The sequence below is a fragment of the Streptomyces sp. NPDC001980 genome, from assembly GCF_040296885.1.
In the GTDB taxonomy this organism is placed as follows: Bacteria; Actinomycetota; Actinomycetes; order Streptomycetales; family Streptomycetaceae; genus Streptomyces.
Genome location: NZ_JBEOYD010000005.1, coordinates 190,296 through 214,712 on the forward strand (window position 1 = coordinate 190,296; position 24,417 = coordinate 214,712).

Annotated in this window: 21 protein-coding genes; 10 read left to right on the top strand and 11 right to left on the bottom strand. The window is 70.6% G+C overall.

The features are described 5' to 3' along the window. Positions 1 to 12: 12 nt before the first annotated feature. Together ABT137_RS09800 and ABT137_RS09805 are read right to left on the bottom strand one after the other, a co-directional pair. A complete protein-coding gene (locus ABT137_RS09800; RefSeq protein WP_351705210.1) occupies positions 13 to 567 on the bottom strand; it encodes a methylated-DNA--[protein]-cysteine S-methyltransferase in 555 nt (184 codons plus the stop codon). 51 nt (positions 568 to 618) lie between these two features. Continuing rightward, on the bottom strand, positions 619 to 1,494 hold the full coding sequence (locus ABT137_RS09805; protein WP_351705213.1) for a glycerophosphodiester phosphodiesterase: 876 nt from the start codon (positions 1,492 to 1,494) through the stop codon (positions 619 to 621). Between the two features lie 277 nt (positions 1,495 to 1,771). On the opposite strand from ABT137_RS09805, the gene ABT137_RS09810 reads away from it, so the two are divergent. The 7 genes from ABT137_RS09810 (at position 1,772) to ABT137_RS09840 (ending at position 10,687) form a co-directional block, all read left to right on the top strand. After that, complete coding sequence (locus ABT137_RS09810) at positions 1,772 to 2,638, top strand: MHYT domain-containing protein (RefSeq protein WP_351705216.1); 867 nt, start codon at positions 1,772 to 1,774, stop codon at positions 2,636 to 2,638. A gap of 40 nt (positions 2,639 to 2,678) precedes the next feature. Then, on the top strand, positions 2,679 to 4,826 hold the full coding sequence (uvrB, locus tag ABT137_RS09815; protein WP_351705219.1) for an excinuclease ABC subunit UvrB: 2,148 nt from the start codon (positions 2,679 to 2,681) through the stop codon (positions 4,824 to 4,826). A gap of 157 nt (positions 4,827 to 4,983) precedes the next feature. Continuing rightward, positions 4,984 to 5,562 (top strand): TerD family protein, encoded by a 579-nt coding sequence (locus tag ABT137_RS09820; protein ID WP_351705222.1) that lies wholly within the window; start codon positions 4,984 to 4,986, stop codon positions 5,560 to 5,562. A gap of 199 nt (positions 5,563 to 5,761) precedes the next feature. Continuing rightward, the gene (locus ABT137_RS09825) at positions 5,762 to 7,813 is read left to right on the top strand and encodes a TerD family protein (protein ID WP_351705225.1); all 2,052 of its coding nucleotides are present in this window, start codon (positions 5,762 to 5,764) and stop codon (positions 7,811 to 7,813) included. Between the two features lie 221 nt (positions 7,814 to 8,034). After that, on the top strand, positions 8,035 to 9,036 hold the full coding sequence (locus ABT137_RS09830; RefSeq protein ID WP_351705228.1) for a TerC family protein: 1,002 nt from the start codon (positions 8,035 to 8,037) through the stop codon (positions 9,034 to 9,036). A gap of 130 nt (positions 9,037 to 9,166) precedes the next feature. Continuing rightward, positions 9,167 to 9,469, top strand: a complete 303-nt coding sequence (locus ABT137_RS09835; protein WP_351705231.1) for a hypothetical protein — start codon at positions 9,167 to 9,169, stop codon at positions 9,467 to 9,469. A 117-nt stretch (positions 9,470 to 9,586) separates the two neighbouring features. After that, the gene (locus tag ABT137_RS09840) at positions 9,587 to 10,687 is read left to right on the top strand and encodes a calcium:cation antiporter (RefSeq protein WP_351705234.1); all 1,101 of its coding nucleotides are present in this window, start codon (positions 9,587 to 9,589) and stop codon (positions 10,685 to 10,687) included. A gap of 15 nt (positions 10,688 to 10,702) precedes the next feature. On the opposite strand, the gene ABT137_RS09845 is transcribed toward ABT137_RS09840, so the two are convergent. Further along, positions 10,703 to 12,007: an MFS transporter gene (locus ABT137_RS09845; protein ID WP_351705237.1), complete on the bottom strand. Its 1,305-nt coding sequence runs from the start codon at positions 12,005 to 12,007 to the stop codon at positions 10,703 to 10,705. Between the two features lie 158 nt (positions 12,008 to 12,165). On the opposite strand from ABT137_RS09845, the gene aroQ reads away from it, so the two are divergent. Then, positions 12,166 to 12,639 (top strand): type II 3-dehydroquinate dehydratase, encoded by a 474-nt coding sequence (gene aroQ / locus ABT137_RS09850; protein WP_351705240.1) that lies wholly within the window; start codon positions 12,166 to 12,168, stop codon positions 12,637 to 12,639. A gap of 4 nt (positions 12,640 to 12,643) precedes the next feature. Here the strand turns inward: aroQ and ABT137_RS09855 are convergent, their stop codons facing one another. The 5 genes from ABT137_RS09855 to ABT137_RS09875 form a co-directional block, all read right to left on the bottom strand. Continuing rightward, positions 12,644 to 13,396 (bottom strand): amino acid ABC transporter ATP-binding protein, encoded by a 753-nt coding sequence (locus ABT137_RS09855; protein WP_351705243.1) that lies wholly within the window; start codon positions 13,394 to 13,396, stop codon positions 12,644 to 12,646. Continuing rightward, complete coding sequence (locus tag ABT137_RS09860; RefSeq protein ID WP_351705246.1) at positions 13,393 to 14,322, bottom strand: amino acid ABC transporter permease; 930 nt, start codon at positions 14,320 to 14,322, stop codon at positions 13,393 to 13,395. The genes ABT137_RS09855 and ABT137_RS09860 overlap by 4 nt, the downstream gene beginning before the upstream one ends. Beyond that, the gene (locus ABT137_RS09865; RefSeq protein ID WP_351705249.1) at positions 14,319 to 15,203 is read right to left on the bottom strand and encodes an ABC transporter substrate-binding protein; all 885 of its coding nucleotides are present in this window, start codon (positions 15,201 to 15,203) and stop codon (positions 14,319 to 14,321) included. Before ABT137_RS09865 ends, ABT137_RS09860 begins: the two co-directional genes overlap by 4 nt. A gap of 338 nt (positions 15,204 to 15,541) precedes the next feature. Continuing rightward, positions 15,542 to 16,198, bottom strand: coding sequence for an MBL fold metallo-hydrolase (locus ABT137_RS09870; RefSeq protein ID WP_351705252.1), 657 nt, complete (start codon positions 16,196 to 16,198; stop codon positions 15,542 to 15,544). Between the two features lie 55 nt (positions 16,199 to 16,253). Further along, entirely contained in the window at positions 16,254 to 16,943 is a 690-nt protein-coding gene (locus tag ABT137_RS09875) for a maleylpyruvate isomerase family mycothiol-dependent enzyme (RefSeq protein WP_351705255.1), read from the bottom strand. Positions 16,944 to 17,167: 224 nt separating this feature from the next. On the opposite strand from ABT137_RS09875, the gene uvrA reads away from it, so the two are divergent. Further along, complete coding sequence (uvrA, locus tag ABT137_RS09880) at positions 17,168 to 20,233, top strand: excinuclease ABC subunit UvrA (protein WP_351705258.1); 3,066 nt, start codon at positions 17,168 to 17,170, stop codon at positions 20,231 to 20,233. A gap of 158 nt (positions 20,234 to 20,391) precedes the next feature. Here the strand turns inward: uvrA and ABT137_RS09885 are convergent, their stop codons facing one another. Continuing rightward, positions 20,392 to 21,309: a carbohydrate kinase family protein gene (locus tag ABT137_RS09885; protein WP_351705260.1), complete on the bottom strand. Its 918-nt coding sequence runs from the start codon at positions 21,307 to 21,309 to the stop codon at positions 20,392 to 20,394. A gap of 41 nt (positions 21,310 to 21,350) precedes the next feature. Beyond that, complete coding sequence (locus tag ABT137_RS09890; protein ID WP_351705263.1) at positions 21,351 to 22,409, bottom strand: LacI family DNA-binding transcriptional regulator; 1,059 nt, start codon at positions 22,407 to 22,409, stop codon at positions 21,351 to 21,353. 298 nt (positions 22,410 to 22,707) lie between these two features. Here ABT137_RS09890 and ABT137_RS09895 point away from each other — a divergent pair, with 298 nt between their 5' ends. Next, a complete protein-coding gene (locus ABT137_RS09895) occupies positions 22,708 to 23,136 on the top strand; it encodes a Rieske (2Fe-2S) protein (protein ID WP_351705265.1) in 429 nt (142 codons plus the stop codon). Positions 23,137 to 23,162: 26 nt separating this feature from the next. Here the strand turns inward: ABT137_RS09895 and ABT137_RS09900 are convergent, their stop codons facing one another. Further along, positions 23,163 to 24,113, bottom strand: a complete 951-nt coding sequence (locus ABT137_RS09900; protein WP_351705268.1) for a hypothetical protein — start codon at positions 24,111 to 24,113, stop codon at positions 23,163 to 23,165. Between the last annotated feature and the right edge of the window lie 304 nt (positions 24,114 to 24,417).

Below are 24,417 nucleotides of genomic sequence, written 5' to 3' on the forward strand. Positions count from 1 at the left end.
CGGGAGCGCGTCTCAGAACAGCGGCTCGGGAAGCACGCCCTCCAGGGCGAGCAGCTTCCGCTTGGTCTCCAGACCGCCCCCGAACCCGCCGATCCCGCCGTCGCTCTCCACCACCCGGTGACAGGGCACGACGACCGGCAGCGGGTTGGCGCCCATCGCCGCGCCCACCGCCTGCGCCCCGCCGGGCTGCCCGACGCGCCCCGCCAGATCGCCGTACCCGACCACCGTGCCGTACGGGACACCGGCGGCCAGTTCGCGCAGCACCTGGCGGTTGAAGCCGGAGATCAGCGACCAGTCCAGCGGCAGGTCGAAGTCCTGCCGCCGGCCCGCGAAGTACGCCCGCAGCTGGGATATCGCCTCGGCCAGCACTGGCTCCGTGGGATCCTCGACGGGCTCGGTGCCCAGCCGGGCCGCCAGCCGCTCCACCGTCCGCTCCCGCACCGCCTCGGTGGCGTGGAACACCACGTTGACCAGGCCGGTCCCGGTCGCCGCGAGCAGCAGCGGACCGATGTCGGTGGCCACGACGGCCCACACCACCCGCTGCCCGTACTGTCCTTCGCTGTCCATGTGCCCCACCGTACGGCCCGCCACTGACAATGCCCCTCGCCCCGGCCCGGGTCAGCTCGCGCGCAGCGCGGCCCGCACCACGTCCGGCTTGTTGGTGATGATCCCGTCCACGCCGTAGCCGACGGCCTTCCAGGTGGTCACCGCGTCGTTCACCGTCCAGGTGAAAACGCGCAGCGGCCTGCCGTGCGGACCCTCGAACGAGTGCACGTTCTTCACATAGCCGGCGGAGATCGAGTCCACCGAGGGGTTGATCAGGTCCACGAAGCCCGCGTACCGCTGCAGGGACCCCACGGACGGTGTGCCGAGGTAGCCGGTCGTCACGGCGGGCCGGAGTTCGTGGACGGTGCGCAGACTGTCCGCGCTGAAGCTCTGCACGACGAGCCGGTCCAGGTGCGGGCGGTCCAGCCAGCCCTCGTCGCCCAGCAGCTTGAGGATCTGCTGCTCGATGCCGGGGTACAGCTCAGGGTTCTTGATCTCCAGGAGCAGCTTCTCGTGGTTGTGGTCGACCCGGCGCATGTACTGCGCCAGCGTCGGCACCCGCGTGCCCCGGTACGCGGGGGAGAACCAGCTGCCCGCGTCCAGCCGGGCGATCTCGGCCGCGGTGAAGTCCTTCACTTTCCAGGGCGCCCGGTCGGGAAAGACCTGTTCGACGTCGGTCGTGCGCTCGAGGCTGTCGTCGTGGATGACGACGAGCCGGCCGTCCCTGGTGCGCTGGACGTCGTTCTCGACCCAGGTGAAGCCCAGCGAGGCCGCCTTGTCGATGGCGGCCTGAGTGTTCTCGGGTGCGTAGGCGGAGGCACCCCGGTGCGCGAGCACCGTGGGCTCGGCGGTGTCGCCGGCCCGGGCTGCGGGGACGGGGCTCAGCAGGGCGGCCGCTCCCAGCAGCGCGGTGGCGGTGGCCGTGGCGGCGACTGCGCGCGCGTGCATGGGCACTCCTCACGTCGAGCGAATACGGACAGCACAAGAGTGACAGCAGGGAGTCAACAGCGGCTGGGTACGGGATGGCCACAGATTGAATGGAGTGGCCCAAGCCCGCTCACCGTTGCCGCACAACTGCGGCAAGGGCGTGTTTCTTTGCCGGAAAATCGTTCGACCATTCCGGTGCGGGTCATACTCTCTGCGTCAACCCTGACCGCTCGGGCGGTCCTGGGACGGGGGCGCATTGCACATATTCCGGGACGCAAAGGGTGAAGGGCAGCCGCGCATGCAGGGCACGGTCGACGGATTCAGCTACGGGGTCGTCACTCCGCTGGTGGCCTATCTGATGGCCTGCCTCGGTGGCGCTCTCGGGCTGCGCTGCACGACCCGGGCGATGCTGGTGGCCCACTCCTGGCGACCCGCCTGGCTCGCGCTGGGCTCGGCGGCGATCGGCTCCGGCATATGGACCATGCACTTCGTCGCCATGATGGGGTTCAGCGTCAGGGAGACGCCGATCCACTACGACAAACCCCTCACCTACGCGAGCCTCGGCCTCGCCATCGTCATGGTGGGCGTCGGGATCTTCATAGTCGGCTACCGGGGCGCCACCGGAACCGCGCTCTTCACGGGCGGCACGATCACCGGTCTGGGCATCGCCTCGATGCACTACCTGGGCATGGCCGGGCTGCGCCTCAACGGAACCCTGGAGTACAACACGCTCACGGTGGCCGCGTCGGTCGTGATAGGGGTCGTCGCCGCCACCTCGGCCCTGTGGGCGGCCGGGCAGGTCCGCGGCTTCCTGTGGAGCGTCGGCGCGAGCCTCGTCATGGGGCTCGCCGTCAGCGGCATGCACTACACCGGCATGGCCGCCCTCACCGTCCACCTGCACAGCGCCGGCGTGACGTCGCCGGGCGACTCGCCCGCCTCCCTGCTCGCCCCCATGCTGATCGGCCCGCTGGCCTTCCTCTGCCTGGCCGCCGTCGTCGTGATCTTCGACCCGCTGATGGTCACCGGCAAGCCCGACCAGCTCCGCGTAGAGCACAAGCCGGGCGTCCCGGCCGACGAGGTCACCCACCATCCCAGCCGCCGCCCGCAGGTCCGCGTCGGCCGCCAGCAGAGCCACCACAGCGCGCGCACCCCGCAGAACCGCTGATCAGAACCGGTTGTCAGTGCGGGGTCGTACGGTGGAACCCATGCGGCCCGTTTCCCACATCGAACGCACGGTGGCGCCTTTCGAGGTCGTCAGCCCCTACCAGCCCAGCGGCGACCAGCCGGCGGCCATCGCCGACCTGGCCAGGCGCATCGAGGCCGGTGAGAAGGACGTCGTCCTCCTCGGCGCGACCGGCACCGGCAAGTCCGCCACCACCGCGTGGATGATCGAGAAGCTCCAGCGCCCCACCCTGGTGATGGCGCCGAACAAGACCCTGGCCGCCCAGCTGGCCAACGAGTTCCGCGAGCTTCTCCCGAACAACGCGGTCGAATACTTCGTCTCGTACTACGACTACTACCAGCCCGAGGCGTACGTCCCGCAGTCGGACACCTACATCGAGAAGGACTCCTCGATCAACGAGGAGGTCGAACGGCTGCGCCACTCCGCCACCAACTCGCTGCTCACCCGCCGCGACGTGATCGTGGTCGCCTCGGTCTCCTGCATCTACGGCCTCGGTACCCCGCAGGAGTACGTCGACCGGATGGTTCCGCTGCGGGTCGGCGACGAGATCGACCGTGACGACCTGCTGCGCCGCTTCGTGGACATCCAGTACACGCGCAACGACCTGGCGTTCACCCGCGGCACCTTCCGTGTCCGCGGCGACACCATCGAGATCTTCCCGGTCTACGAGGAACTCGCCGTCCGCATCGAGATGTTCGGCGACGAGATCGAGGCGCTGTCCACGCTGCACCCGCTCACCGGCGAGATCATCAGCGACGACCGGCAGCTGTACGTCTTCCCGGCCTCCCACTACGTCGCGGGCCCCGAGCGCCTGGAGCGGGCCGTCAACGACATCGAGAAGGAGCTGGGGGAGCGCCTGGCCGAGCTGGAGAAGCAGGGCAAGCTCCTGGAGGCCCAGCGGCTGCGCATGCGCACCACGTACGACATCGAGATGCTCCGCCAGATCGGCTCCTGCTCCGGTGTGGAGAACTACTCGATGCACTTCGACGGCCGCTCGCCCGGCTCCCCGCCGAACACCCTGCTCGACTACTTCCCGGAGGACTTCCTCCTCGTCATCGACGAGTCGCATGTCACCGTGCCGCAGATCGGCGCCATGTACGAGGGCGACGCCTCCCGCAAGCGCACTCTGGTCGACCACGGCTTCCGGCTGCCCTCCGCGCTGGACAACCGCCCGCTGAAGTGGGAGGAGTTCCAGGAGCGGATCGAGCAGGCCGTGTATCTGTCGGCCACCCCCGGCGCGTACGAGCTCTCCCGCGGGGACGGCGTCGTCGAGCAGATCATCCGCCCCACCGGCCTCGTCGACCCCGAGGTCGTCGTCAAGCCCACCGAGGGCCAGATCGACGACCTGGTGCACGAGATCCGCAAGCGCACCGATAAGGACGAGCGCGTCCTGGTCACCACCCTCACCAAGAAGATGGCCGAGGACCTCACCGACTACTTCCTGGAGCTCGGCATCCAGGTGCGCTACCTGCACAGCGACGTCGACACCCTGCGCCGCGTCGAGCTGCTGCGCGAGCTGCGTTCCGGCGAGTACGACGTCCTGGTCGGCATCAACCTCCTCCGGGAGGGCCTCGACCTGCCCGAGGTGTCCCTGGTGGCGATCCTCGACGCCGACAAGGAGGGCTTCCTGCGCTCGGGCACCTCGCTGATCCAGACCATCGGCCGCGCGGCGCGCAACGTCTCCGGCGAGGTCCACATGTACGCCGACAAGATCACCCCGGCGATGGAGAAGGCCATCGACGAGACCAACCGGCGCCGGGAGAAGCAGGTCGCCTACAACAAGGCCAACGGCATCGACCCGCAGCCGCTCCGGAAGAAGATCAACGACATCGTCGCGCAGATCGCCCGCGAAGAGGTCGACACCGAACAACTGCTCGGCTCGGGCTATCGCAAGCTGAAGGACGGCAAGGGGGCCAAGGCTCCCGTTCCTGCCCTGGGCGACAAGGCGGCCAAGGGCGCGAAGGCCGGCAAGGCAACCAAGGGCAAGGCCAAGGAAGCCGTGCCCACCGACCGTCCGGCTGCCGAACTCGCCGAGCAGATCGAGGAGATGACGGAGCGCATGCGTGCCGCCGCCGCTGATCTGCAGTTCGAGATCGCGGCCCGGCTGCGCGACGAGGTCTCCGAGATGAAGAAGGAACTGCGCCAGATGAGGGAGGCGGGCCTGGCCTGACCCCTGGGCCGCGGCCGGACCCCGGCAACGGCGCGAAGTGTTGCAAGACCGACACAAAGCGCGGGCCGGGGTTCGGCACTGTCAGTGGCGCTGCATAGGGTTTTGGGCAACCGCGCACTTCGCGGCCACCGGGGACATCCGACGAGGGGAAGCAGCCGTGACCGTCAACATGACCAAGGGCCAGGCCATCAGCCTGGAGAAGAAGGACGGCGGATCCCTGAGCGCGGTCCGCATGGGTCTTGGTTGGAAGGCGGCTCCCCGGCGCGGGCTGTTCGGTTCGCGCACCCGTGAGATCGACCTGGACGCCTCAGCGGTGCTGTTCGCCGACAAGCAGCCCGTCGACGTCGTGTTCTTCCGGCACCTGGTGAGCGACGACGGCTCGGTCCGCCACACGGGCGACAACCTCGTCGGCGGCGCGGGTCAGGGCGGCGACGACGAGGCCATCCTCGTCGACCTCGCGCGCGTGCCGGTCCACGTCGACCAGATCATCTTCACCGTCAACTCCTTCACCGGCCAGACCTTCCAGGAAGTGCAGAACGCCTTCTGCCGGCTGGTCGACGAGACCACCGGTCAGGAACTCGCCCGCTACACGCTCGACGGCGGCGGCGAGTACACCGCCCAGATCATGGCGAAGGTGCACCGGACGGGATCCGGCTGGACGATGACGGCCCTGGGCGTCCCGGCCAAGGGCCGCACCTTCCAGGACCTGGTGCCGGCGATCCTGCCGATCCTCTAGGCAGGCCGGGTGGAGTCCACCGCGGTGCGGCAGCGCCGCAAAGGGGCGCGGGGCTGAGACATGTGCGGCTCCGCCGCGTGGGCGCGGCCGGCCTCTACGGCGCAGCAGACGTCGGACGACCCGTTGCGGCACTTCCAGCGGAGCGCTTTGCGGGGGCCCGGCGGCACACGAGGACACGACACACAGGGGGACGTGGGCAATGGCGGCCGAGCTGGTGCGCGGGCAGAACCATCCGCTCTCGCGGAACCGGATCGAGATCCGGATCTCGGCCGACGTGCCGGTCGTGGCCGGGGCCACCCTCGCCGACGAGAGCGGCCGGGTACGGGGCGCCGACGGGGTGGCCCATCCGGGCGCGCCCACACTGCCCGGGATCGAGGTCTCCCGGCAGGCGGCCGCCGAACACCGGCTCGCCGTCGACCTCGACGCCATGCCCGAGACCGTGCACCGGGTCAGCGTCCTGATCGCACTGCCCGCCGCGCCCGGCGGGCCGCTCCGCTTCGGCGCCCTCGCCGCGCCGCGCGCCGCGGTCACCGGACTCGACGGCATCGAGGTCGCCGGCTACACCCTCGCCGGCCTGGACGCCGAGTCGGCGGTCGTCGCCCTGGAGCTCTACCGCCGCCAGGCCGCCTGGAAGATCCGCGCGGTGGGCCAGGGCTACGCGGAGGGCCTGACGGGGCTCCTCACCGATCAGGGCCTGCCCCAGGCCGCCGAACTCGCCCGCGGGATCGAGGAAGCGGTGGCGCGCGGCCTGGCCCGCTCTGTGCCCGCCCGCACCACGGACACCGCCCGCACCACGGACACCGCCCGCACCACGGACACCGACCGCTCCCGGCGCACGGCCGCCTCCGTCGCGGGCCCCGACCTGCCGGGCACCGCCGCCGCAGCCGGGTCTCCGTACGACGTCCAGGCACCCGGCGACAGCGCCGGCCGACCTTCCCCCTCCGACGGGCCTGTCGAGCCGGAGCCGACGCCCGACGACGGTGGCAGGCCCCCGGCTTCCGGCGGGCCGGACGGCTCGGCGGCCGCCACCTCCACGGGCGGCCCCATCGACTACACGCATCCGAAGCGCCGCCGGGCGTCCCAGCCCCCGGCCCCCGAGGCCGCGGCGGCCCCGGCGGACGGGCCCGCGCCGCCCGTCGCGGGTGACGCCGCCGGCTGGTCCATGGACGAGCGGCTCTACAACCAGGTCTGGGGCATGTTCGAGGACCTGGCCCGCTCCACCGCCGCCTATCGCAGCGCTGTCGACTTCGCCGAGTCGCGCATGGAGAAGGAGCTCGACCAGGTCCTCTCCGACCCACGCAGCCGCCTGGGCTCGGCGGGCGACGCCGCACGCGAAGCGGCCCAGGCCCGACAGGCCCAGCTGGTCGACCAGGCGCGAGCGGCGCTCGACCGGGACCTCGCCCAGCTCACCGCCGAGTCCGAGGTGGTGGAGCCCGCGTTGCCACCTGCGTACGCCCGCTGGGACAACCCGGTCTGGCACGGCTACCGGGTACCGACGGAGCCGCCGATGGCCATCAGGCTGGGTGACCTCCACCTCCCGGAGAGCGCCCCGCTGCGCATCCCGATGCTGGTCCGGCTGCCCCTGGAGCGGGGCCTGTGGATCGACGGCGGCGTCCCCGACACATCCCCGTTCGAGGAGGCGGGTGAGCTGCGGCACCTCGCTCTGCAGACGGCGGTGGCGCTCGCGGCCCGGCTCCTCGCCGTGCATCCGGCAGGGGAGTTCGGCGTGCAGGTCATCGATCCGGCGGGTGCCGGCGCGTCCGCGTTCGCACCGCTGACCGGGGCCGGTGCGCTGGACGCGCCGCCCGCGACGGGCGCCGCCGGTGTGGCCGGTGTGCTCGGGCGGCTCACGGAGCGCGTCGACCTGGTGCAGATGGCGGTGCGGGGCGGTGCGCCCGACGCGCTGCCGCCCGGTCTGGACACCTCGCGGCAGCTGCTGATCGTGAACGACTTTCCGCACGGCTTCGACGACCGGGCCGTCACCCAGCTTCGCTATCTCGCGGACGAGGGCCCGGACGCCGGCGTCCATCTGCTGTTGGTCGCCGATCGTGAGGACGCCGTTGCCTACGGCCCGTTGCTCGGTCCGCTCTGGCGTTCACTGATGCGACTCACGCCGGTACCGGACGATCACCTGGCCGATCCCTGGGTGGGGCATGCCTGGACATACGAGCCCGGCCTTGTACCGCCCGGCAGCCAGGTGCTCCAGCAGGTTCTCACCCAGGTCGCGACAGCTCGCACCAAGCGTATGTAAAGTGCCCTGACCAGGTAACTTGGCCTTTCTTTTGCCAATCGCTTTACCTTTCCTTGGTGATTGGGGTAGTGTTTTCCGCACGGAGGGGAGTACTCCCTGTCTGCTGCGGCGTACCCGTCAATACGGATCCGGTCGGATCCCGGGGCGTCGGCCCGTCCCGGGTGGAAGAGACCTCCGGTAGCGCAACGCGAATCTTTGCCGTTCACTAACCGGAGGCAACAGTGGATGTATCCGTGACCCTTTGGGTCCTCACCATCCTGGGGCTGGCCGCCCTGATCACGGTCGACTTCTTCATCGGCCGCAAGCCGCATGACGTGTCCGTCAAGGAAGCCGGAATCTGGACCGTCGTCTGGATCGCCCTGGCAGGACTCTTCGGCCTCGGCCTGCTCGTCTTCGGCGGCGGCCAGCCCGCCGGCGAGTTCTTCGCGGGCTTCATCACCGAGAAGTCGCTGAGCGTCGACAACCTCTTCGTCTTCGTCCTGATCATGGCGAAGTTCGCCGTGCCCTCGCAGTACCAGCAGCGGGTGCTGCTCTTCGGTGTCCTCATAGCCCTGGTGCTGCGGGCCGTGTTCATCGCTGCGGGCGCCGCGATCCTCGCCAGCTTCTCGTGGGTCTTCTTCCTCTTCGGCGCCTTCCTGATCTGGACCGCCTGGAAGCTGATCCAGGAGGCCCGGGCCGACCAGGAGGAAGAGGAGTTCGAGGAGAACAAGCTGCTCAAGGCCGCCGAGCGCAGGTTCGGCGTGGCCGACCGCTACCACGGCACCAAGCTGTGGATCCAGCAGAACGGCAAGCGGGTCATGACCCCGATGCTGGTCGTGATGCTCGCGATCGGTACGACCGACGTCCTGTTCGCGCTGGACTCCATCCCCGCGATCTTCGGCCTGACGCAGGACCCGTACATCGTCTTCACGGCCAACGCCTTCGCGCTGATGGGTCTGCGGCAGCTGTACTTCCTCATCGGCGGACTGCTGAGGAAGCTGGTCCACCTCTCCTACGGCCTGTCGATCATCCTCGGCTTCATCGGCGTCAAGCTGGTGCTGCACGCGCTGCACGAGTCCGGCGTCCATGTCCCGGAGATCAGCATCCCGGTCTCGCTCGGCGTGATCTGCGCGGTCCTGATCGTCACCACGATCACCAGCCTGAGGGCCTCCAGGAAGCAGGCGGCGGCCGAGGCGGCGCAGGCTCCGAGCGAAGGCGCTCCGAAGGACAGCATCGACGTCTGACCACGTCGGACGTAGGAACAACCACCCCGCGCAGAGGTGCGAAGCACATTGCCGCCCCACCGCTCCGGATGCTTCGTTGGGTGGCGGAACGTCCCCGGTCCGGGGACGCCGCCGCCCGGTGGAGGCAACCGTGACATTCGTCCAGATCATCGACTTCGAGACCGACCGCATCGACGAGATGAAGGCCCTCGCCGACGAGATGGGCGGTCGGCTCGCCGGCCGCGAGAACAGCCCCACACGCCGCCTGATCCTCAGCGACCGGAGCCGGCCAGGACGCTACCTCGGCGTGATCGAGTTCAACTCCTACGAGGAGGCCATGCAGAACAGCAGCGACCCCGAGACGAGCAAGTTCGCCGAGCAGATGGCCGCCCTGTGCACTCGGCCGCCGTCCTTCACCGACTGTGACGTCGTGGACCTGACCGACTTCACGTAATCGCCCGAAACCGACCGCAGCCGTACGATCCGGGGGCCGCGCCGCGCCGGCGGCAGGCCCCCGGGAGCCCGAAAAGACCGGAATGCGAAGCCTGTACGCCTCTGCCACCATCGCTGCATGATCACTCGGCTCAGGTCGCTCACCACCCAGTGGACGCTCCTCGTGCCGGTGCTCGCGGTCGTCCTGCTCCTGTTCACCTGGGGCCGCAGTCTGCCCGGCGCGGTCGTCGCGCTGGTGACCGTGGTCCTCGCCGGATCGGTCCTCGCCGCGGTCCATCACGCCGAGGTCGTGGCCCACCGGGTCGGCGAACCCTTCGGTTCCCTGGTCCTCGCCATCGCCGTCACGGTCATCGAGGTCGCCCTGATCGTCACCCTCATGGTCGACGGCGGCGACAAGAGCTCCACCCTGGCCCGGGACACCGTCTTCGCGGCCGTGATGATCACGTGCAACGGCATCGTCGGCCTCTGCCTCCTCGTCGCCTCACTCCGCCACGGCACCGCGGTCTTCAACCCCGAGGGCACCGGCGCCGCCCTGGCGACCGTGGCCACCCTGGCCACGCTCAGCCTCGTACTGCCGACCTTCACCACCAGCAGACCGGGCCCGGAGTTCTCCGGCGTCCAGCTGACCTTCGCGGCCCTGTCGTCACTGATCCTGTACGGCCTGTTCGTGGCCACCCAGACCGTGCGGCACCGCGACTACTTCCTGCCCATCACCCGGCAGGGCGAGGTGATCACCGCCGACGACCACGCCGCGGCCCCGTCCGCGCGCGCCGCCTGGATCAGCCTCGGCCTGCTCGGCCTCGCGCTCGTCGGGGTCGTCGGACTGGCCAAGGGAGTGTCGCCGACGATCGAGTCCGGCGTGGCGGCGGCCGGCCTGCACCAGGCCGTGGTCGGCGTGGTCATCGCCCTGCTGGTACTGCTCCCCGAGACCATCGCCGCCCTGCGCTCGGCCCGCCGTGACCGCGTGCAGACCAGTCTCAACCTGGCGCTCGGTTCGGCCATGGCCAGCATCGGCCTGACCATCCCCGCCGTGGCCCTCGCCTCCGTATGGCTCTCCGGCCCGCTGGTCCTCGGCCTCGGCGCCACCCACATGCTGTTGCTCGCCCTGACCGTGGTGGTCAGCTCCCTGACGGTGGTGCCGGGCCGGGCCACACCGCTGCAGGGCGGCGTCCACCTGGTGCTGTTCGCCGCCTACCTGGAACTTGCGATCAACCCGTAGCGGCTCCGGAAGCCCTCACCCGGCGACCGGCTCGACCGCCGCCACCGGCACCGGACGCGTCTCCGGCAGCAGCGCGAAGCACCCCAGGCTCAGCAGCGCGATCGCCGTCAGATACGCCCCCACGGCCCAGGGCACGCGCCCGCTGTGCTCCGCCAGCGCCGTCGCCACGATCGGCGTCAGCGCGCCCCCAAGGACCCCGCCGAGGTTGTAGCCGACGGCGGCACCGGTGCAGCGCACCCGGGGCTCGTACAGCTCCGGCAGATAGGCGGCGACCACCGCGAACATGGTGATGAAGGCGACCAGGGCACCGGTGAACCCGAGGAACATCAGCAGCGGCTGTCCGGTCGCGAGCAGCGCGACCATCGGGAACATCCACAGCGCCGAGGCCGTGCACCCCACCAGGCACAGCGCCCGCCGCCCGTAGCGGTCGCCCAGCAGGGCCATCACCGGCGTGAGCGCCCCCTTCACGACGACGGCCGCCATGACACACGTCAGCATGACGGTACGGCTCACCCCGAGCCGCTCCGTCCCGTACGCCAGCGACCAGGTCGTCACCGCGTAGAACACCGCGTACCCGACCGCGAGCGCTCCCGCCGTCAGCAGCACCAGCCGCCAGTGGTGCCGTACGACCTCGGCGAACGGCATGCGCGCGGGCTCCTCGATCTCCAGGAACTGCGGACTCTCGGGGAGCGCCGAGCGCAGCCACAGCCCGCCCAGCGCCAGCGCCCCGGCCGCCCAGAACGGCACCCGCCACCCCCACTGCGCGAACTGGGCGTCCGTCAGGGACGCCGACAGGACCAGCATCACGCCGTTGGCGAGGAGGAAGCCGATGGCCGGACCGATCTGCGGAAAGCTCGACCACAGGGCGCGCCGTCCCGCGGGCGCGTGCTCCGCGGTCAGCAGCACCGCCCCGCCCCACTCCCCGCCGAGCCCCAGCCCCTGCAGAAAGCGCAGTACCAGCAGCAGCACCGGGGCGGCCATGCCGATACTGTCGTACGACGGCACGAACCCGACCGAGACCGTCGACGCGCCCGTCAGCAGCAGGGACGCGAACAGCACCGGGCGCCGGCCGCGCCGGTCACCGAAGTGCCCGAACAGCACCGAGCCCAACGGCCGGGCCACGAACCCCACACCGAACGTCCCGAACGCCGCCAGCGTCCCCGCGAGCGGCGAGAACGTCGGGAAGAACAGCGGTCCCAGGACGAGCGCCGCGGCCGTCCCGTAGACGAAGAAGTCGTAGAACTCGATCGCGGTCCCGGTGAGTGAAGCGGCCGCCAGCCGCAGCATCGCGGGGGCCCTTACGGTGCGTGCATCATGCATGCTCCGTCAACTACCCAGGGTGATCGCGGGTTACGGGGGCGCGCGGTGGTGAGACGCCCCTCACAGGAGCCGCCGCGCACCGTGATAGACCGGACCGAACAGCGGTCCCTCCCGGGCCGTTCGTCTTTCCCATGGATTTCCCACGGACCGGAGGAATCGTGCCCCGCACCCTGGCCAACGCCCCGATCATGATCCTCAACGGGCCCAACCTGAACCTGCTGGGCCAGCGCCAGCCCGAGATCTACGGCTCCGACACGCTCGCCGACATCGAGGCCCTGTGCGCCAAGGCGGCGGCCGCGCACGGCGGCACCGTGGACTTCCGGCAGTCCAACCACGAGGGCGAACTGGTCGACTGGATCCACGAGGCCCGCCTCGACCACTGCGGCATCGTCATCAACCCGGGCGCCTACTCGCACACCTCGGTCGCGATCCTGGACGCCCTCAACACCTGTGACGGCATGCCGGTGTTGGAGGTCCACATCTCCAACATCCACAAGCGCGAGTCGTTCCGGCACCACTCCTACGTCTCCCTGCGCGCCGACGGCGTGATCGCCGGATGCGGCGTGCAGGGATATGTGTTCGGCGTGGAGCGGGTGGCGGCACTGGTCGGCGCCGCGACCGCGGACGCGTAGCGCCTCAGAGCCGTCCGGCCTCCACGATCCGCCGCAGGAAGCGCCGGGTGCGCTCCTGCTGCGGATCACCGAACACCTGCTCGGCGGTGCCGCGTTCGAGTACGACGCCGCCGTCGAGGAAGCAGACCTGGTCGGCGACGTCCCGGGCGAAGCCCATCTCGTGCGTCGCCAGCACCATGGTCATCCCCTCGCCCTTCAGGTCACGGACCACGGTGAGCACCTCGCCCACCAGCTCCGGATCGAGGGCGGCGGTGATCTCGTCGAGCAGCAGCAGCCGGGGCCGCACCGCCAGGGCGCGTACGATCGCCACCCGCTGCTGCTGACCGCCGCTCAGCCGGTCGGGGTAGGCGCCCGCCTTGCCGCCCAGTCCGAGGCGTTCAAGGAGCTCCCCGGCCCGCTCCTCGGCCTCCGCGCGGGAGACGCCGTGCACCCGCCGCGGCGCCAGGGTGATGTTGTCCAGCACGGTCATGTGCGGGAAGAGGTTGTACGCCTGGAAGACCACGCCGATACGGCGGCGCACCGCGTCCTGGTCGGCGCGCGGGTCGGTGATCTCCTCGTCGCCCAGCCAGATCGCGCCGTCGTCGATCTCCTCCAGGAGGTTGGCGCAGCGCAGCAACGTCGACTTGCCGGACCCGGAGGCGCCGATCAGCGCCGTCACCGTGTGCGGAGCGACCTCCAGGTCCACGTCCCGCAGCACGACCGAATCCCCGAACGTCTTGCGGACGGACTCCATGCGCAGAACAGGAGCGTCGCTCATATGGATCCTCCCTGGGCGCGCTGCCGGTCCATCCGGGCCGTCACCCAGTCCGTGAAACGGGTCATCGGGATGGTCAGCGCCACGAAGACCAGGCCGGCGACGATGTACGGCGTGTAGTTGAGGCTGCGCTGGGCGATGATGTCGGCCGCCCGTACCGCGTCGATGGCACCGCCGATGGACACGAGCCCGGTGTCCTTCTGCAGCGACACCAGGTCGTTCAGCAGGGGCGGCACCTGACGGCGCACGGCCTGGGGGAGCACCACGTACCGCAGCGCCTGCCGGTTGGTCAGCCCCAGCGAGCGGGCCGCGGCGCGCTGCGAGGGGTGCACGGACTCGATGCCCGCGCGGAACACCTCGGCGACGTAGGCGGAGTACGTCAGGGTCAGCGCCGTACCGCCCAGCAGCACGGGGTCGACGGTCACGCCCTGGAGGCGCAGCGCGGGTACCCCGAAGACCACGATCATCAGGTTGATGATCAGCGGCAGACCACGGAAGAAGTCCGTGTACGCCGCCGCCAGCGCCCGCAGCGGGAAGAACACCGGCCCCGGCAGCGTGCGGGCGATGGCGATCAGCATGCCGAGGACGAGCACCAGCACGCCGCAGATCAGCAGCAGCCGGACGTTGAGCCAGAGACCTTCGAGGACCTTGGGGAACGCCTCGCGCGCGTACTGCCCGTCGAAGAAGGTCTCCTTGGTGCGCTCCCAGCCCGGCGCGCTGACCACGACCACGTACAGGACGACGGCCGTGACCAGAGTCGACAGCGCCGCGATCGCCGTCGCGCGACGGGCGCGGGCACGCTTGTAGCGCTCCCGCTCCAGCCGCCGTTCGGAGGGGGTGTAACCGTCGGCGCCCGCGGGGGCACCGGCGGACATGTCGCCCTTGTCGTCCGCACCCTCCTGGCCGGACTCGTCCTTCGTGACCGTCACTTGAGCACCGGAGCGTCGACGGCGTCGGACAGCCACTGCTTCTCGAGCTTCGCCAGGGTGCCGTCCTGGCGCAGGGCGTCCACGGCCGACGTCACGCAGGACGTGAGGCCGCTGCCCTTGTCCAGCACGAGCCCGAACTGCTCGGGCGTACCGCTCTGGTTCTCGAACTGGCCGACGATCTTGGCGTTCGTCACCTGGGCCGCGGTGACGTAGAAGGCCGTCGGCAGGTCGACGACGATCGCGTCCACCTGGCCGTTCTTGAGTGCCGAGATGGCCTGGTCGTTCTTGGAGAACGCGGCCGCCTCCTGCGACGGCTTCACCACGTCGCTGATGTAGTTGAGGCTGGTCGTGCCGACCTGGGCGCCCAGTTTGAGACCCTTCAGATCCGCGATGTCCGTCGCCTTGGCGGCTTTGCTGCCCTTGAGCGCGACGACCGCCTGACGCACGTCGTAGTAGCCGGACGAGAAGTCCACGGCCTTCTTGCGCTCTGCGCTGATGGACACCTGGTTGATGTCGAAGTCGAAGGTCTTCACACCGGGCGCGAACGCCTTGTTGAACGGCACGCTCTGCCAGACGACCGCGCTCTTGTCGTACCCCAGCTGCTTCGCCACGGCGTATGCGACCGCCGACTCGAAGCCCTCGCCGTTGGCCGGCTTGTCGTCCTTGAACCACGGCTCGTAGGCCGGTTCGTCCGTCGCGATCGTCAACTTGCCGGAGGTCTGGGTGGCCAACTTGCCCTTGGCGCAGGTGGTTCCGGCCGATGAGGAGGACCCGCCGGACGCCTTGTCGTCCGGCTGCGGAGCGCAGCCGACGGCGGTGGCGAGCAGGGCTATGGTGGCAGCGGCGGCAGCGCGGCGCAGTGCGCTCGGGGCAGGGTGCATGGCGGGAGAGTGACAGCGAACGCCGCGTTTGTCCACGTCAAGCGGGTGTTTGTCCGCATACTGGGAACGGGTGTTGCGGTTTTGTGAACGCTGCGCGTGGGGGAGCGGACACGCCGGGGCCGCCGGCCGAGGGCGGGGAATGATGACCGGCGGCCCGTACCGCGCAGGAGCCGTCATCCTGTGCGGGGCTGCCACCAGTTGACCGCGCAACGGCGCGCGCGGGGAGCGTGCGCCGGATGCCGGCGCGTGCGAACTGTTCACACGGGGCGCGCGATGGGCCTGCGCGCCCCGCGCTCACCACCCGCGCGCCCCGCGCTCACCACCTGGGCGCCCCGCACTCACCACCCGCGCGCGTGCCACTCCGGCAGGTGCGGGCGTTCCGTGCCCAACGTGGTGTCGTTGCCGTGCCCCGGGTACACCCAGGTCTCGTCCGGGAGCACGTCGAAGATCTTCGTCTCGACGTCGCGGATCAGGCTCGCGAAGGCCTTCGCGTCCTTGCGCGTGTTGCCGACACCGCCGGGGAAGAGGCAGTCCCCGGTGAAGACGTGCGGATGGCCGTGCGGGTCGTCGTAGACCAGGGCGATGGAGCCCGGGGTGTGGCCGACCAGATGGCGGGCGGTCAGTTCGACGCGGCCGACCCGGATCACGTCGCCGTCGCCGACGAGGACGTCGGTGGTGACCGGGATGCCGGGGGCGTCCTCGCGGCCCGCGTAGGTGCGCGCGCCGGTGGCGGCGACGACCTCGGCCAGCGCCTGCCAGTGGTCGCCGTGCTGATGCGTGGTGACGACGGACGCGATGCCGTCGTCACCGATCATGCCGAGGAGCGTCTCCGCGTCGTTGGCCGCGTCGATCAGCAGTTGCTCGTCGGTGGCGCGGCAGCGCAGCAGATAGGCGTTGTTGTCCATCGGCCCGACCGCGATCTTGGTGATCATCAGGTCCTTGAGCTCGTGCACGTCCGCCGGTCCGCCGACCGTGACCTCTCCGCTGTACGTCATGGCGGTCAGCCTATAGCGGGGAGCGGGTGCCGATGCGCCGCGCGCTGCACGCGCACTACAGCGGCGGAAGCGCGGGCAGCGCGCCGCCCTTCACCACCAGGGCCGAGCCGGCGCGGCGGCCGGCGAGCCAGCCCAGCAGGTCGGCGGCGGATCCCTCGACGGCGATCGGACCTCCCGGGGCGCCACCGCCCGTCGTCCAGACCTGGCCGCTGTCGCTGCGCAGACCGGTCGACGGGACCTCCTGGTGCCCGCCGAAGCGATCCACCAGAAAGTCGATCTCCCGCTCGGTGAACTCCGCCGGGAGATCCTCCAGCTCGTACCCGATCCCGAGATCGACATGGTGCAGCTCGACCTCGGCCCAGCGGCGGAATGGCACCCTGGCGGCGATGTCGGTGACCCCGTTGCGCAGTTCCACCGAGCGCGTCCAGTCCGCGGGCTCGGCCGCCCGGGCCCGGAATCCGTCGTGGCTCGCGCGCAGGTCTTCGAGCTGGGCGCCGAGCGCGCGCGGTGCGTCCCGGTCGATGTCGGCGTCCCGTGCCTCGGCGGAGACGTACATGGGACGTCCGTCCAGCACGTTGGCGAGCGCGTCCGCGTTGCGGGCGAGGTGGGCCAGAACGTGGCCGACCGTCCAGCCGGGCAGCCGTGACGGTCGCGCGCCGGCCGCGTTGTCCAGTGCGGCGGCTGCGGTGAGGAGCCGTCCGGTCGCTTCATGTACAGACGCCAGGTCATGAGCGTGATCAATCATGGGGCTGACAGTAGCCCTGCCACACCTTCGGGTGAAGGTTTCGCATGGGCTCCGTAAATCGAATGCGCGTGCTATATCGTCGGTGGCGGCGTCGGGCATGCTGGATGGTCCGGGATTGTTGATGCATCCAGGAATCCGACCGGCGTTGTCAGTGGCTCCCCCTAGTCTGAAGAAGCACGGGGCCCTGCCCCTGTCACTTCTCTCAAGAAAGGTGCGGACCGGCTGTGGCCGACCGTCTCATCGTCCGTGGCGCGCGCGAGCACAACCTGAAGAACGTCTCGCTCGACCTGCCTCGTGACTCGCTCATCGTCTTCACGGGTCTGTCCGGGTCGGGCAAGTCCTCCCTGGCCTTCGACACGATCTTCGCCGAGGGCCAGCGTCGCTACGTGGAGTCGCTCTCCTCGTACGCCCGCCAGTTCCTCGGGCAGATGGACAAGCCGGACGTGGACTTCATCGAGGGCCTGTCCCCTGCGGTGTCCATCGACCAGAAGTCGACCTCGCGCAACCCGCGCTCGACGGTCGGCACCATCACCGAGGTCTACGACTACCTGCGGCTGCTCTTCGCGCGCATCGGCAAGCCGCACTGCCCCGAGTGCGGCCGGCCGATCTCGCGCCAGTCCCCGCAGGCCATCGTGGACAGGGTCCTGGAGCTGCCGGAGGGGAGCCGCTTCCAGGTGCTCTCGCCGCTGGTGCGCGAGCGCAAGGGCGAGTTCGTCGACCTCTTCGCCGACCTCCAGACCAAGGGCTACTCCCGCGCGCGCGTGGACGGCGAGACCGTCCAGCTCTCCGAACCCCCGACGCTGAAGAAGCAGGAGAAGCACACCATCGAGGTGGTCGTCGACCGCCTCACGGTGAAGGACACCGCCAAGCGCCGCCTCACCGACTCCGTGGAGACCGCGCTCGGCCTGTCCGGCGGCATGGTCGTGCTCGACTTCGTCGACCTCCCAGAGGACGACCCGGAGCGCGAGCGCATGTACTCGGAGCACCTGTACTGCCCGTACGACGACCTGTCCTTCGAGGAGCTGGAGCCCCGCTCCTTCTCCTTCAACTCGCCCTTCGGCGCCTGCCCCGAGTGCACCGGCATCGGCACGCGCATGGAGGTCGACCCGGAGCTGATCGTCCCGGACGAGGACAAGTCGCTCGACGAGGGTGCCATCCACCCCTGGTCGCACGGCCACACCAAGGACTACTTCGGCCGCCTGATCGGCGCCCTCGCCGACGCGCTGGGCTTCCGCACCGACATCCCCTTCGCCGGGCTGCCGCAGCGTGCCAAGAAGGCCCTCCTCTACGGCCACAAGACGCAGATCGAGGTCCGCTACCGCAACCGGTACGGCCGCGAGCGCGTGTACACCACGCCCTTCGAGGGCGCCGTGCCGTTCGTCAAGCGCCGGCACAGCGAGGCCGAGAGCGACGCCAGCCGCGAGCGCTTCGAGGGCTACATGCGCGAGGTGCCCTGCCCGACCTGTCAGGGCACGCGCCTGAAGCCGATCGTCCTCGCGGTCACGATCATGGAGAAGTCGATCGCCGAGGTCTCCGCGATGTCCATCAGCGACTGCGCGGACTTCCTGGGCGAGCTCAGGCTCAACGCGCGCGACAAGAAGATCGCCGAGCGTGTGCTCAAGGAGGTCAACGAGCGGCTGCGGTTCCTGGTCGACGTCGGCCTGGACTACCTCTCGCTGAACCGCGCGGCCGGCACCCTCTCCGGCGGCGAGGCCCAGCGCATCCGCCTGGCCACGCAGATCGGCTCCGGCCTCGTCGGCGTCCTGTACGTCCTCGACGAGCCGTCGATCGGCCTGCACCAGCGCGACAACCACCGGCTGATCGAGACCCTGGTCCGGCTGCGCGACATGGGCAACACGCTCATCGTCGTCGAGCACGACGAGGACACCATCAAGGTCGCCGACTGGGTCGTGGACATCGGCCCCGGCGCCGGCGAGCACGGCGGCAAGGTCGTGCACAGCGGCTCCCTGAAGGAGCTGCTCGCCAACGACGAGTCGCAGACCGGCCAGTACCTGTCGGGCAGGAAGTCGATCCCGCTGCCCGACATCCGCCGCCCGCAGGACCCGTCCCGCCGGCTCACCGTGCACGGCGCCCGCGAGAACAACCTGCAGGACATCGACGTGTCGTTCCCGCTGGGAGTCTTCACGGCCGTCACGGGCGTGTCCGGCTCCGGCAAGTCGACGCTGGTCAACGACATCCTGTACACGCACCTGGCCCGCGAGCTGAACGGCGCGCGGAACGTCCCCGGCCGGCACACGCGCGTGGACGGCGACGACCTCGTCGACAAGGTCGTGCACGTCGACCAGTCGCCCATCGGCCGCACCCCGCGCTCGAACCCGGCGACGTACACGGGCGTCTTCGACCACATCCGCAAGCTGTTCGCCGAGACCACCGAGGCCAAGGTCCGCGGTTACCTGCCGGGCCGCTTCTCCTTCAACGTCAAGGGCGGCCGCTGCGAGAACTGCGCGGGCGACGGCACCATCAAGATCGAGATGAACTTCCTCCCGGACGTCTACGTCCCGTGCGAGGTCTGCCACGGTGCCCGGTACAACCGGGAGACCCTGGAGGTCCACTACAAGGGCAAGTCCATCTCCGAGGTCCTGAACATGCCGATCGAGGAGGCCACGGCGTTCTTCGAGGCCGTCCCGTCGATCGCCCGCCACCTGAACACGCTGAAGGACGTCGGCCTCGGCTACGTCCGCCTCGGCCAGTCCGCCACCACCCTGTCCGGCGGCGAGGCGCAGCGCGTGAAGCTCGCCAGCGAACTGCAGAAGCGCTCCACCGGCCGCACGGTCTACGTCCTGGACGAGCCGACCACCGGTCTGCACTTCGAGGACATCAGCAAGCTGCTGAAGGTCCTCGGGGGCCTGGTCGACAAGGGCAACACGGTCATCGTCATCGAGCACAACCTCGACGTGATCAAGACCGCCGACTGGGTCGTCGACATGGGTCCCGAGGGCGGAGCCGGCGGCGGACTCGTCGTTGCGGAGGGTACGCCGGAGGAGGTCGCCGGAGTCCCGGCCAGCCACACCGGCAAGTTCCTGCGCGAGGTCCTCGGTGCCGACCGCATCAGCGACGCCAGCTCGGTGAAGGCACCGCGCAGGACAGCGGCGAAGAAGACGGCCGCGGCGAAGAAGACCGTCGCGGCGAAGTCGACGGCGAGAAGGACGGCGACCGCCACGGCCGTCGACAACGCCGACAACGCCGACAACGCGGCGACGAAGAAGACGGCCGGGGTCACGAAGAAGACGACCCCCGCGAAGAAGACGACGCGGGCCCGCAAGGCCTGAGGACCCGCTCGCGCACCTGCTCCGGCAGATCCAGGCAGATTGCGGCAGACCCGATGAAAAGCGGCGCCCCACGGGAACTTCCCGCGGGGCGCCGCTCGTTCCACGATCAGCCGCCGGATTCCCGCGGCCACGACGGACCTTGACCCCTCAACAGCGAGTCAGAGAGAGAAGCCTTCGAGTTCGGAGGCGTACGGCGGTTCCGCACCCGCCCGGGAGCACGTGATCGCGGCCGCCCGCGCCGCGCATCGCAGCAGCCTCGTCCACCCGTCGGCGCCCAGTCCCAGGAGCGCCTCGGCGGACAGGGCGTCCTGAGCGGCCAAGCCGTGCAGCAGAGCCGCGTTCACCGTGTCACCGGCGCCGATCGTGTCCACGACGGCGACCTCCTCACCGGGCACGGCGTACACGGTGCCGTCGCGGGTGAAGGCGCTGAGACCGTCACCGCCGTGAGTGATCACCACGGCCGAGGGCCCCGCCGCCAGCCATTCGAGCGGGGTGCCGCCCAGCCACAAGGCATCCTCCTCCGAGAGCTTGAGGAGAGTCACCGAGGGCAGCCAGCTCTTGAAACGGGCCCGGTAGGCGTCCGGGTCCGCGATCAGACCCGCCCGGATGTTCGGGTCGAGTGCCGTGAACAGGCCCTGCCCGGCCGCGTCGCGCATCAGCTCCTCATAGGCGCTCGCCCCCGGTTCCAGGACGAGCGAGAGCGTGCCGAAGGAGACGGCCCGGGTCGTGGCGGGGAGGCCGGCGGGGGTGGTGAACAGGCGGTCGGCCGTGCCCTCGACGTAGAAGGAGTAGGAGGCGGAGCCCCGCGGGTCGATCGTGGCGGCCGCGAGGGTGGTCGGCTCCGGGCCGCGCTCCACCAGGGAGACGTCCACACCCGCCCGCCGCAGCCCGTCCAGAAGGGCCTCGCCGAAGGCGTCATGGGAGGCTCGGGAGCAGAACGCGGTGGGGGAGCCCAGGCGGCCGAGGGCCACGGCCGTGTTGTACGGGCCGCCGCCGAGCGCCGGCTGCAGGGCCGCGAGGGCGCCCGTGCCCTGCGGTACCAGGTCGATCAGTGCCTCACCGGCGACGACGATCACGAGAGGGTTCCTTTCCAGGGGTGCCAGGCGTGCCAAGGGTGCTAGAGGTACTTAGGGGTACGAGGGGTGTCCGCGGCGCTGTCCTCCTCCCGGCACCCGCACGACGTCCGGTGCACGAAGGTGCAGGGGAGCCGTACGGTCCGGGCTGGCCGCTTGGGTGAGGTCAGCCGTTCCAGGAGCACCCGGACCGCCTCGGCGCCGAGCTCCCTGCTGGGCTGGGCGATGGCGGTGAGCCGCGGCGAGAAGAGGTCGGCCCAGGCGAAGTCGTCGAAGCAGCACAGGGCGATGTCGTCCGGTACGGAGAGGCCCTGCGCGCGCAGGGCACGCAGGGCGCCGATGGTCATCGCGTTGTTGGCGGTGACGAGTGCCGTGGGTGGCGCGGTGAGCGACAGCAGGGCGGCGGTGGCCTGCTCGGCGCCCGCGGATTCCGAGTTGCCCGGGACGATCAGGTCCTCGTCGAAGGCCATCCCGGCCGTGGCCAGCCCCTGCCGGTAGCCGGCGACCCGCTCACCGGTGGTGCTCAGCCCGGGCAGCCCCGCGACCAGGCCGATCCGGCGGTGTCCGAGACCGGCGAGGTGGGTGACGAGCCGGGCCGTGGGCTCGGTGTTCTCGGCGCAGACCTGGTCGAAGGGCGGGGTGGTGTCCGCGCGGCCGTCGATGACCCGGTCGAGGAGGACGGTCGGTACGGCATGACGGTCGAGGTAGGCGAGGAGTGCGTGCGGGTCGGCGGAGGGGGCGACGATCAGGCCGTCGACGCGGCGTTCGTGGAGGAGCTGGACGACCTTGCGTTCGTGCTCGGGGTCGTCGTGCGGGTCGGCGATGAGCAGGCTGTAGCCGTGCTCCAGGACAGCGGCCTCGACGCCTTGGAGGATCTCCGTGAAGTAGGGGTTGCTGATCGCCGACACCGCGAGCCCGATGGAGCGGGTGCGGGAGGTGACCAGGGCGCGGGCGAGGGTGTTGGGCGTGTAGCCCAGCTCCTCGATGGCGTCGAGCACGGCCTGACGGGTGTGGGGCAGCACCGGGCGGGTCTCGTTCAGCACATGGGAGACGGTCGCCACGGAGACACCGGCGCTCCGGGCGACGTCGGCCATGGTGGGCATGGGACTCCCCTCGTCGCTTCCCCCCCGGGGCAAGGGCTCAGTGGTTCCGGCTCGGGCTGCCGGTTCCGATCGGTACGTCGGTTCCCGCTCGGGCCGCCGTGGGGCCTTCGGCCGGAAGCTACCCCATCCGGCAGGACCGCGTAAACGCTTGCGTAAGCGTTTACGCGCTATCGGGTGAACTCCGCCCTCACTGCGCCCCACCCCGAAGCGGGACGATCCGCCCAGGTAGTGTCGTCCCGCACGGTCCCGGGCGGCTGTCTCCCGGAGTTCCGCAACCCCGATCCACCAGGAGCCCCTCGTGCCCGCCCGCCCCTCCGCAAGTCGCCGTACCGTCCTGCGCGGAGCGGCCGTCACATCGGTCGCCGGGCTGGGGGCGGCCGCCTGCCGGGCACCCGGAGGTGCGGCCACGGCGGAGGCCACGCCGACCGCGCCGGTCGACCTCGGAGCCGAGAGCGAGGTCACCAAGGGCGGCGCCCGGCTCTACCGGGAGCACAACGTGGTCGTCAGCCGGTCCGCCGACGGCGCCCTGAAGGCGTACAGCACGATCTGCACGCATGCGGGGTGCCCGATCAACAAGCTCCAGGGCACGACCCTGGTCTGTCCCTGTCACGGCAGCGAGTTCGACGCGGTCACCGGCAAGGTGGTGCGGTCGCCGGCCACCGAGCCGTTGAACGAACTGCCGGTCAAGGCAGCGAACGGTCGGCTCGTGGCGGGGCCGGGAGCCTGATCCGAGGGCTGGGTGTCAGCTCCGGTTCATTCCCAGTCCCAGCCGATCCCCAGCAGTCCCGGCCGTACCCGGGGCTCGACCAGGTGGACGGAGCGGTGCAGTCCGCTCAGCGGCAGGGTCTGCCGGCCGCTGCGGGGGGCCGCCGCCGAGTGCTGGGCGAACCGGTGGCAGCGGGTCGGCAGTGCGTCGGCGGCGAAACGCACCTGAAGGGTGTACTGGCCGCCCGGAAAGCCGAAGCCGCGGACGTACTCGCGTGAGGCACCTGCCGTGCCGTCCTCGACGGCGTAGCGGAAGAGGAAGGTGTCGCCGGAGCGCAGACGCGTGTCGAAGAGGAGTTCGGCGACGAGGAGGCCGGTCTCCTGGTCCGAACGGACGCGTCCCGCACGGCAGTTCTCCAGCGCGCGCACGGTCATGTGCTGCGGGGCGCAGCCGGGGTCGCCGTGGTGGACGGCCACGAAGCGGTCGACGCCGTCCCGGTGGGCGCGCACGATGTGCTGCGACTCGCGGGCGGCCAGTTCACGGTGGGCGCCGATCCGCACCCGCTCGTGATGTCCCAGGGTGTGCAGGCCGCCGTCGAGGGACCAGCCGAGCTCGGCCTGCATCCGGTCGAGGACGTCACATGCCTCGATCAGGGAGCGGTAGGAGCGGGTGGCGGGGCGGCGCACGGCGGGCTCCTGGTCGGTGGTCTCGGCGAGCAGCCGGATCAGGGACTCGTCCGGGAGCTGGAGGATCTCCTCCAGCGCGCGGACGGCCCGCAGCGACTCCGGGCGCTGGGGCCGACGGGCACCCTGCTGCCAGTAACTCAGGCTGGTGACGCCCACTTTGACGCCGTAGCGGGACAGGTGGTGCTGCACGCGCTGGAGCGGCAGCCCGCGGGCGGCGATCGCGGCGCGCAGGGCCACGTGGAAGGGGCCGCCGCGCAGGGCCGAGTCCAGTTCCGCGGTCGCGACGTCCGCGTGCTGTGTGCCGTGCCGCATGCAGGGGGCCTCTCTGTCGGGGGGTTCAACGGCTGGTCAGGCCGTTGGCGCGGTTCGGGGCCACCCCGTCGGCGCCGGGGCGGCCGCACCTGGGCACGCCGCGTCCGCAGGCCGTCGCTCACGGCCCCGAGTTCCACCGCATTGAAGCGTGTTGACCAATCCCCGACAACACCTTCGGCCGGTCGAGAGCGCCCACCTGGCCGGGGCGCGCCCCTGTCACCGGCGGGACCGTGCCGGCACGGCCGTGCCGCTCTCGGCCAGGAGGCCGGAGATCGTTCGTGGATGAGGGGTCGATTTGGGGAGG

Bases quoted from the DNA above. Each gene is read 5' to 3' on its own strand.
- ABT137_RS09800 (WP_351705210.1), bottom strand. From the start codon at position 567: ATGGACAGCGAAGGACAGTACGGGCAGCGGGTGGTGTGGGCCGTCGTG.
- ABT137_RS09805 (WP_351705213.1), bottom strand. From the start codon at position 1,494: ATGCACGCGCGCGCAGTCGCCGCCACGGCCACCGCCACCGCGCTGCTG.
- ABT137_RS09810 (WP_351705216.1), top strand. From the start codon at position 1,772: ATGCAGGGCACGGTCGACGGATTCAGCTACGGGGTCGTCACTCCGCTG.
- uvrB (WP_351705219.1), top strand. From the start codon at position 2,679: ATGCGGCCCGTTTCCCACATCGAACGCACGGTGGCGCCTTTCGAGGTC.
- ABT137_RS09825 (WP_351705225.1), top strand. From the start codon at position 5,762: ATGGCGGCCGAGCTGGTGCGCGGGCAGAACCATCCGCTCTCGCGGAAC.
- ABT137_RS09840 (WP_351705234.1), top strand. From the start codon at position 9,587: ATGATCACTCGGCTCAGGTCGCTCACCACCCAGTGGACGCTCCTCGTG.
- ABT137_RS09845 (WP_351705237.1), bottom strand. From the start codon at position 12,007: ATGCATGATGCACGCACCGTAAGGGCCCCCGCGATGCTGCGGCTGGCG.
- ABT137_RS09855 (WP_351705243.1), bottom strand. From the start codon at position 13,396: ATGAGCGACGCTCCTGTTCTGCGCATGGAGTCCGTCCGCAAGACGTTC.
- ABT137_RS09865 (WP_351705249.1), bottom strand. From the start codon at position 15,203: ATGCACCCTGCCCCGAGCGCACTGCGCCGCGCTGCCGCCGCTGCCACC.
- ABT137_RS09870 (WP_351705252.1), bottom strand. From the start codon at position 16,198: ATGACGTACAGCGGAGAGGTCACGGTCGGCGGACCGGCGGACGTGCAC.
- ABT137_RS09875 (WP_351705255.1), bottom strand. From the start codon at position 16,943: ATGATTGATCACGCTCATGACCTGGCGTCTGTACATGAAGCGACCGGA.
- ABT137_RS09890 (WP_351705263.1), bottom strand. From the start codon at position 22,409: ATGCCCACCATGGCCGACGTCGCCCGGAGCGCCGGTGTCTCCGTGGCG.
- ABT137_RS09900 (WP_351705268.1), bottom strand. From the start codon at position 24,113: ATGCGGCACGGCACACAGCACGCGGACGTCGCGACCGCGGAACTGGAC.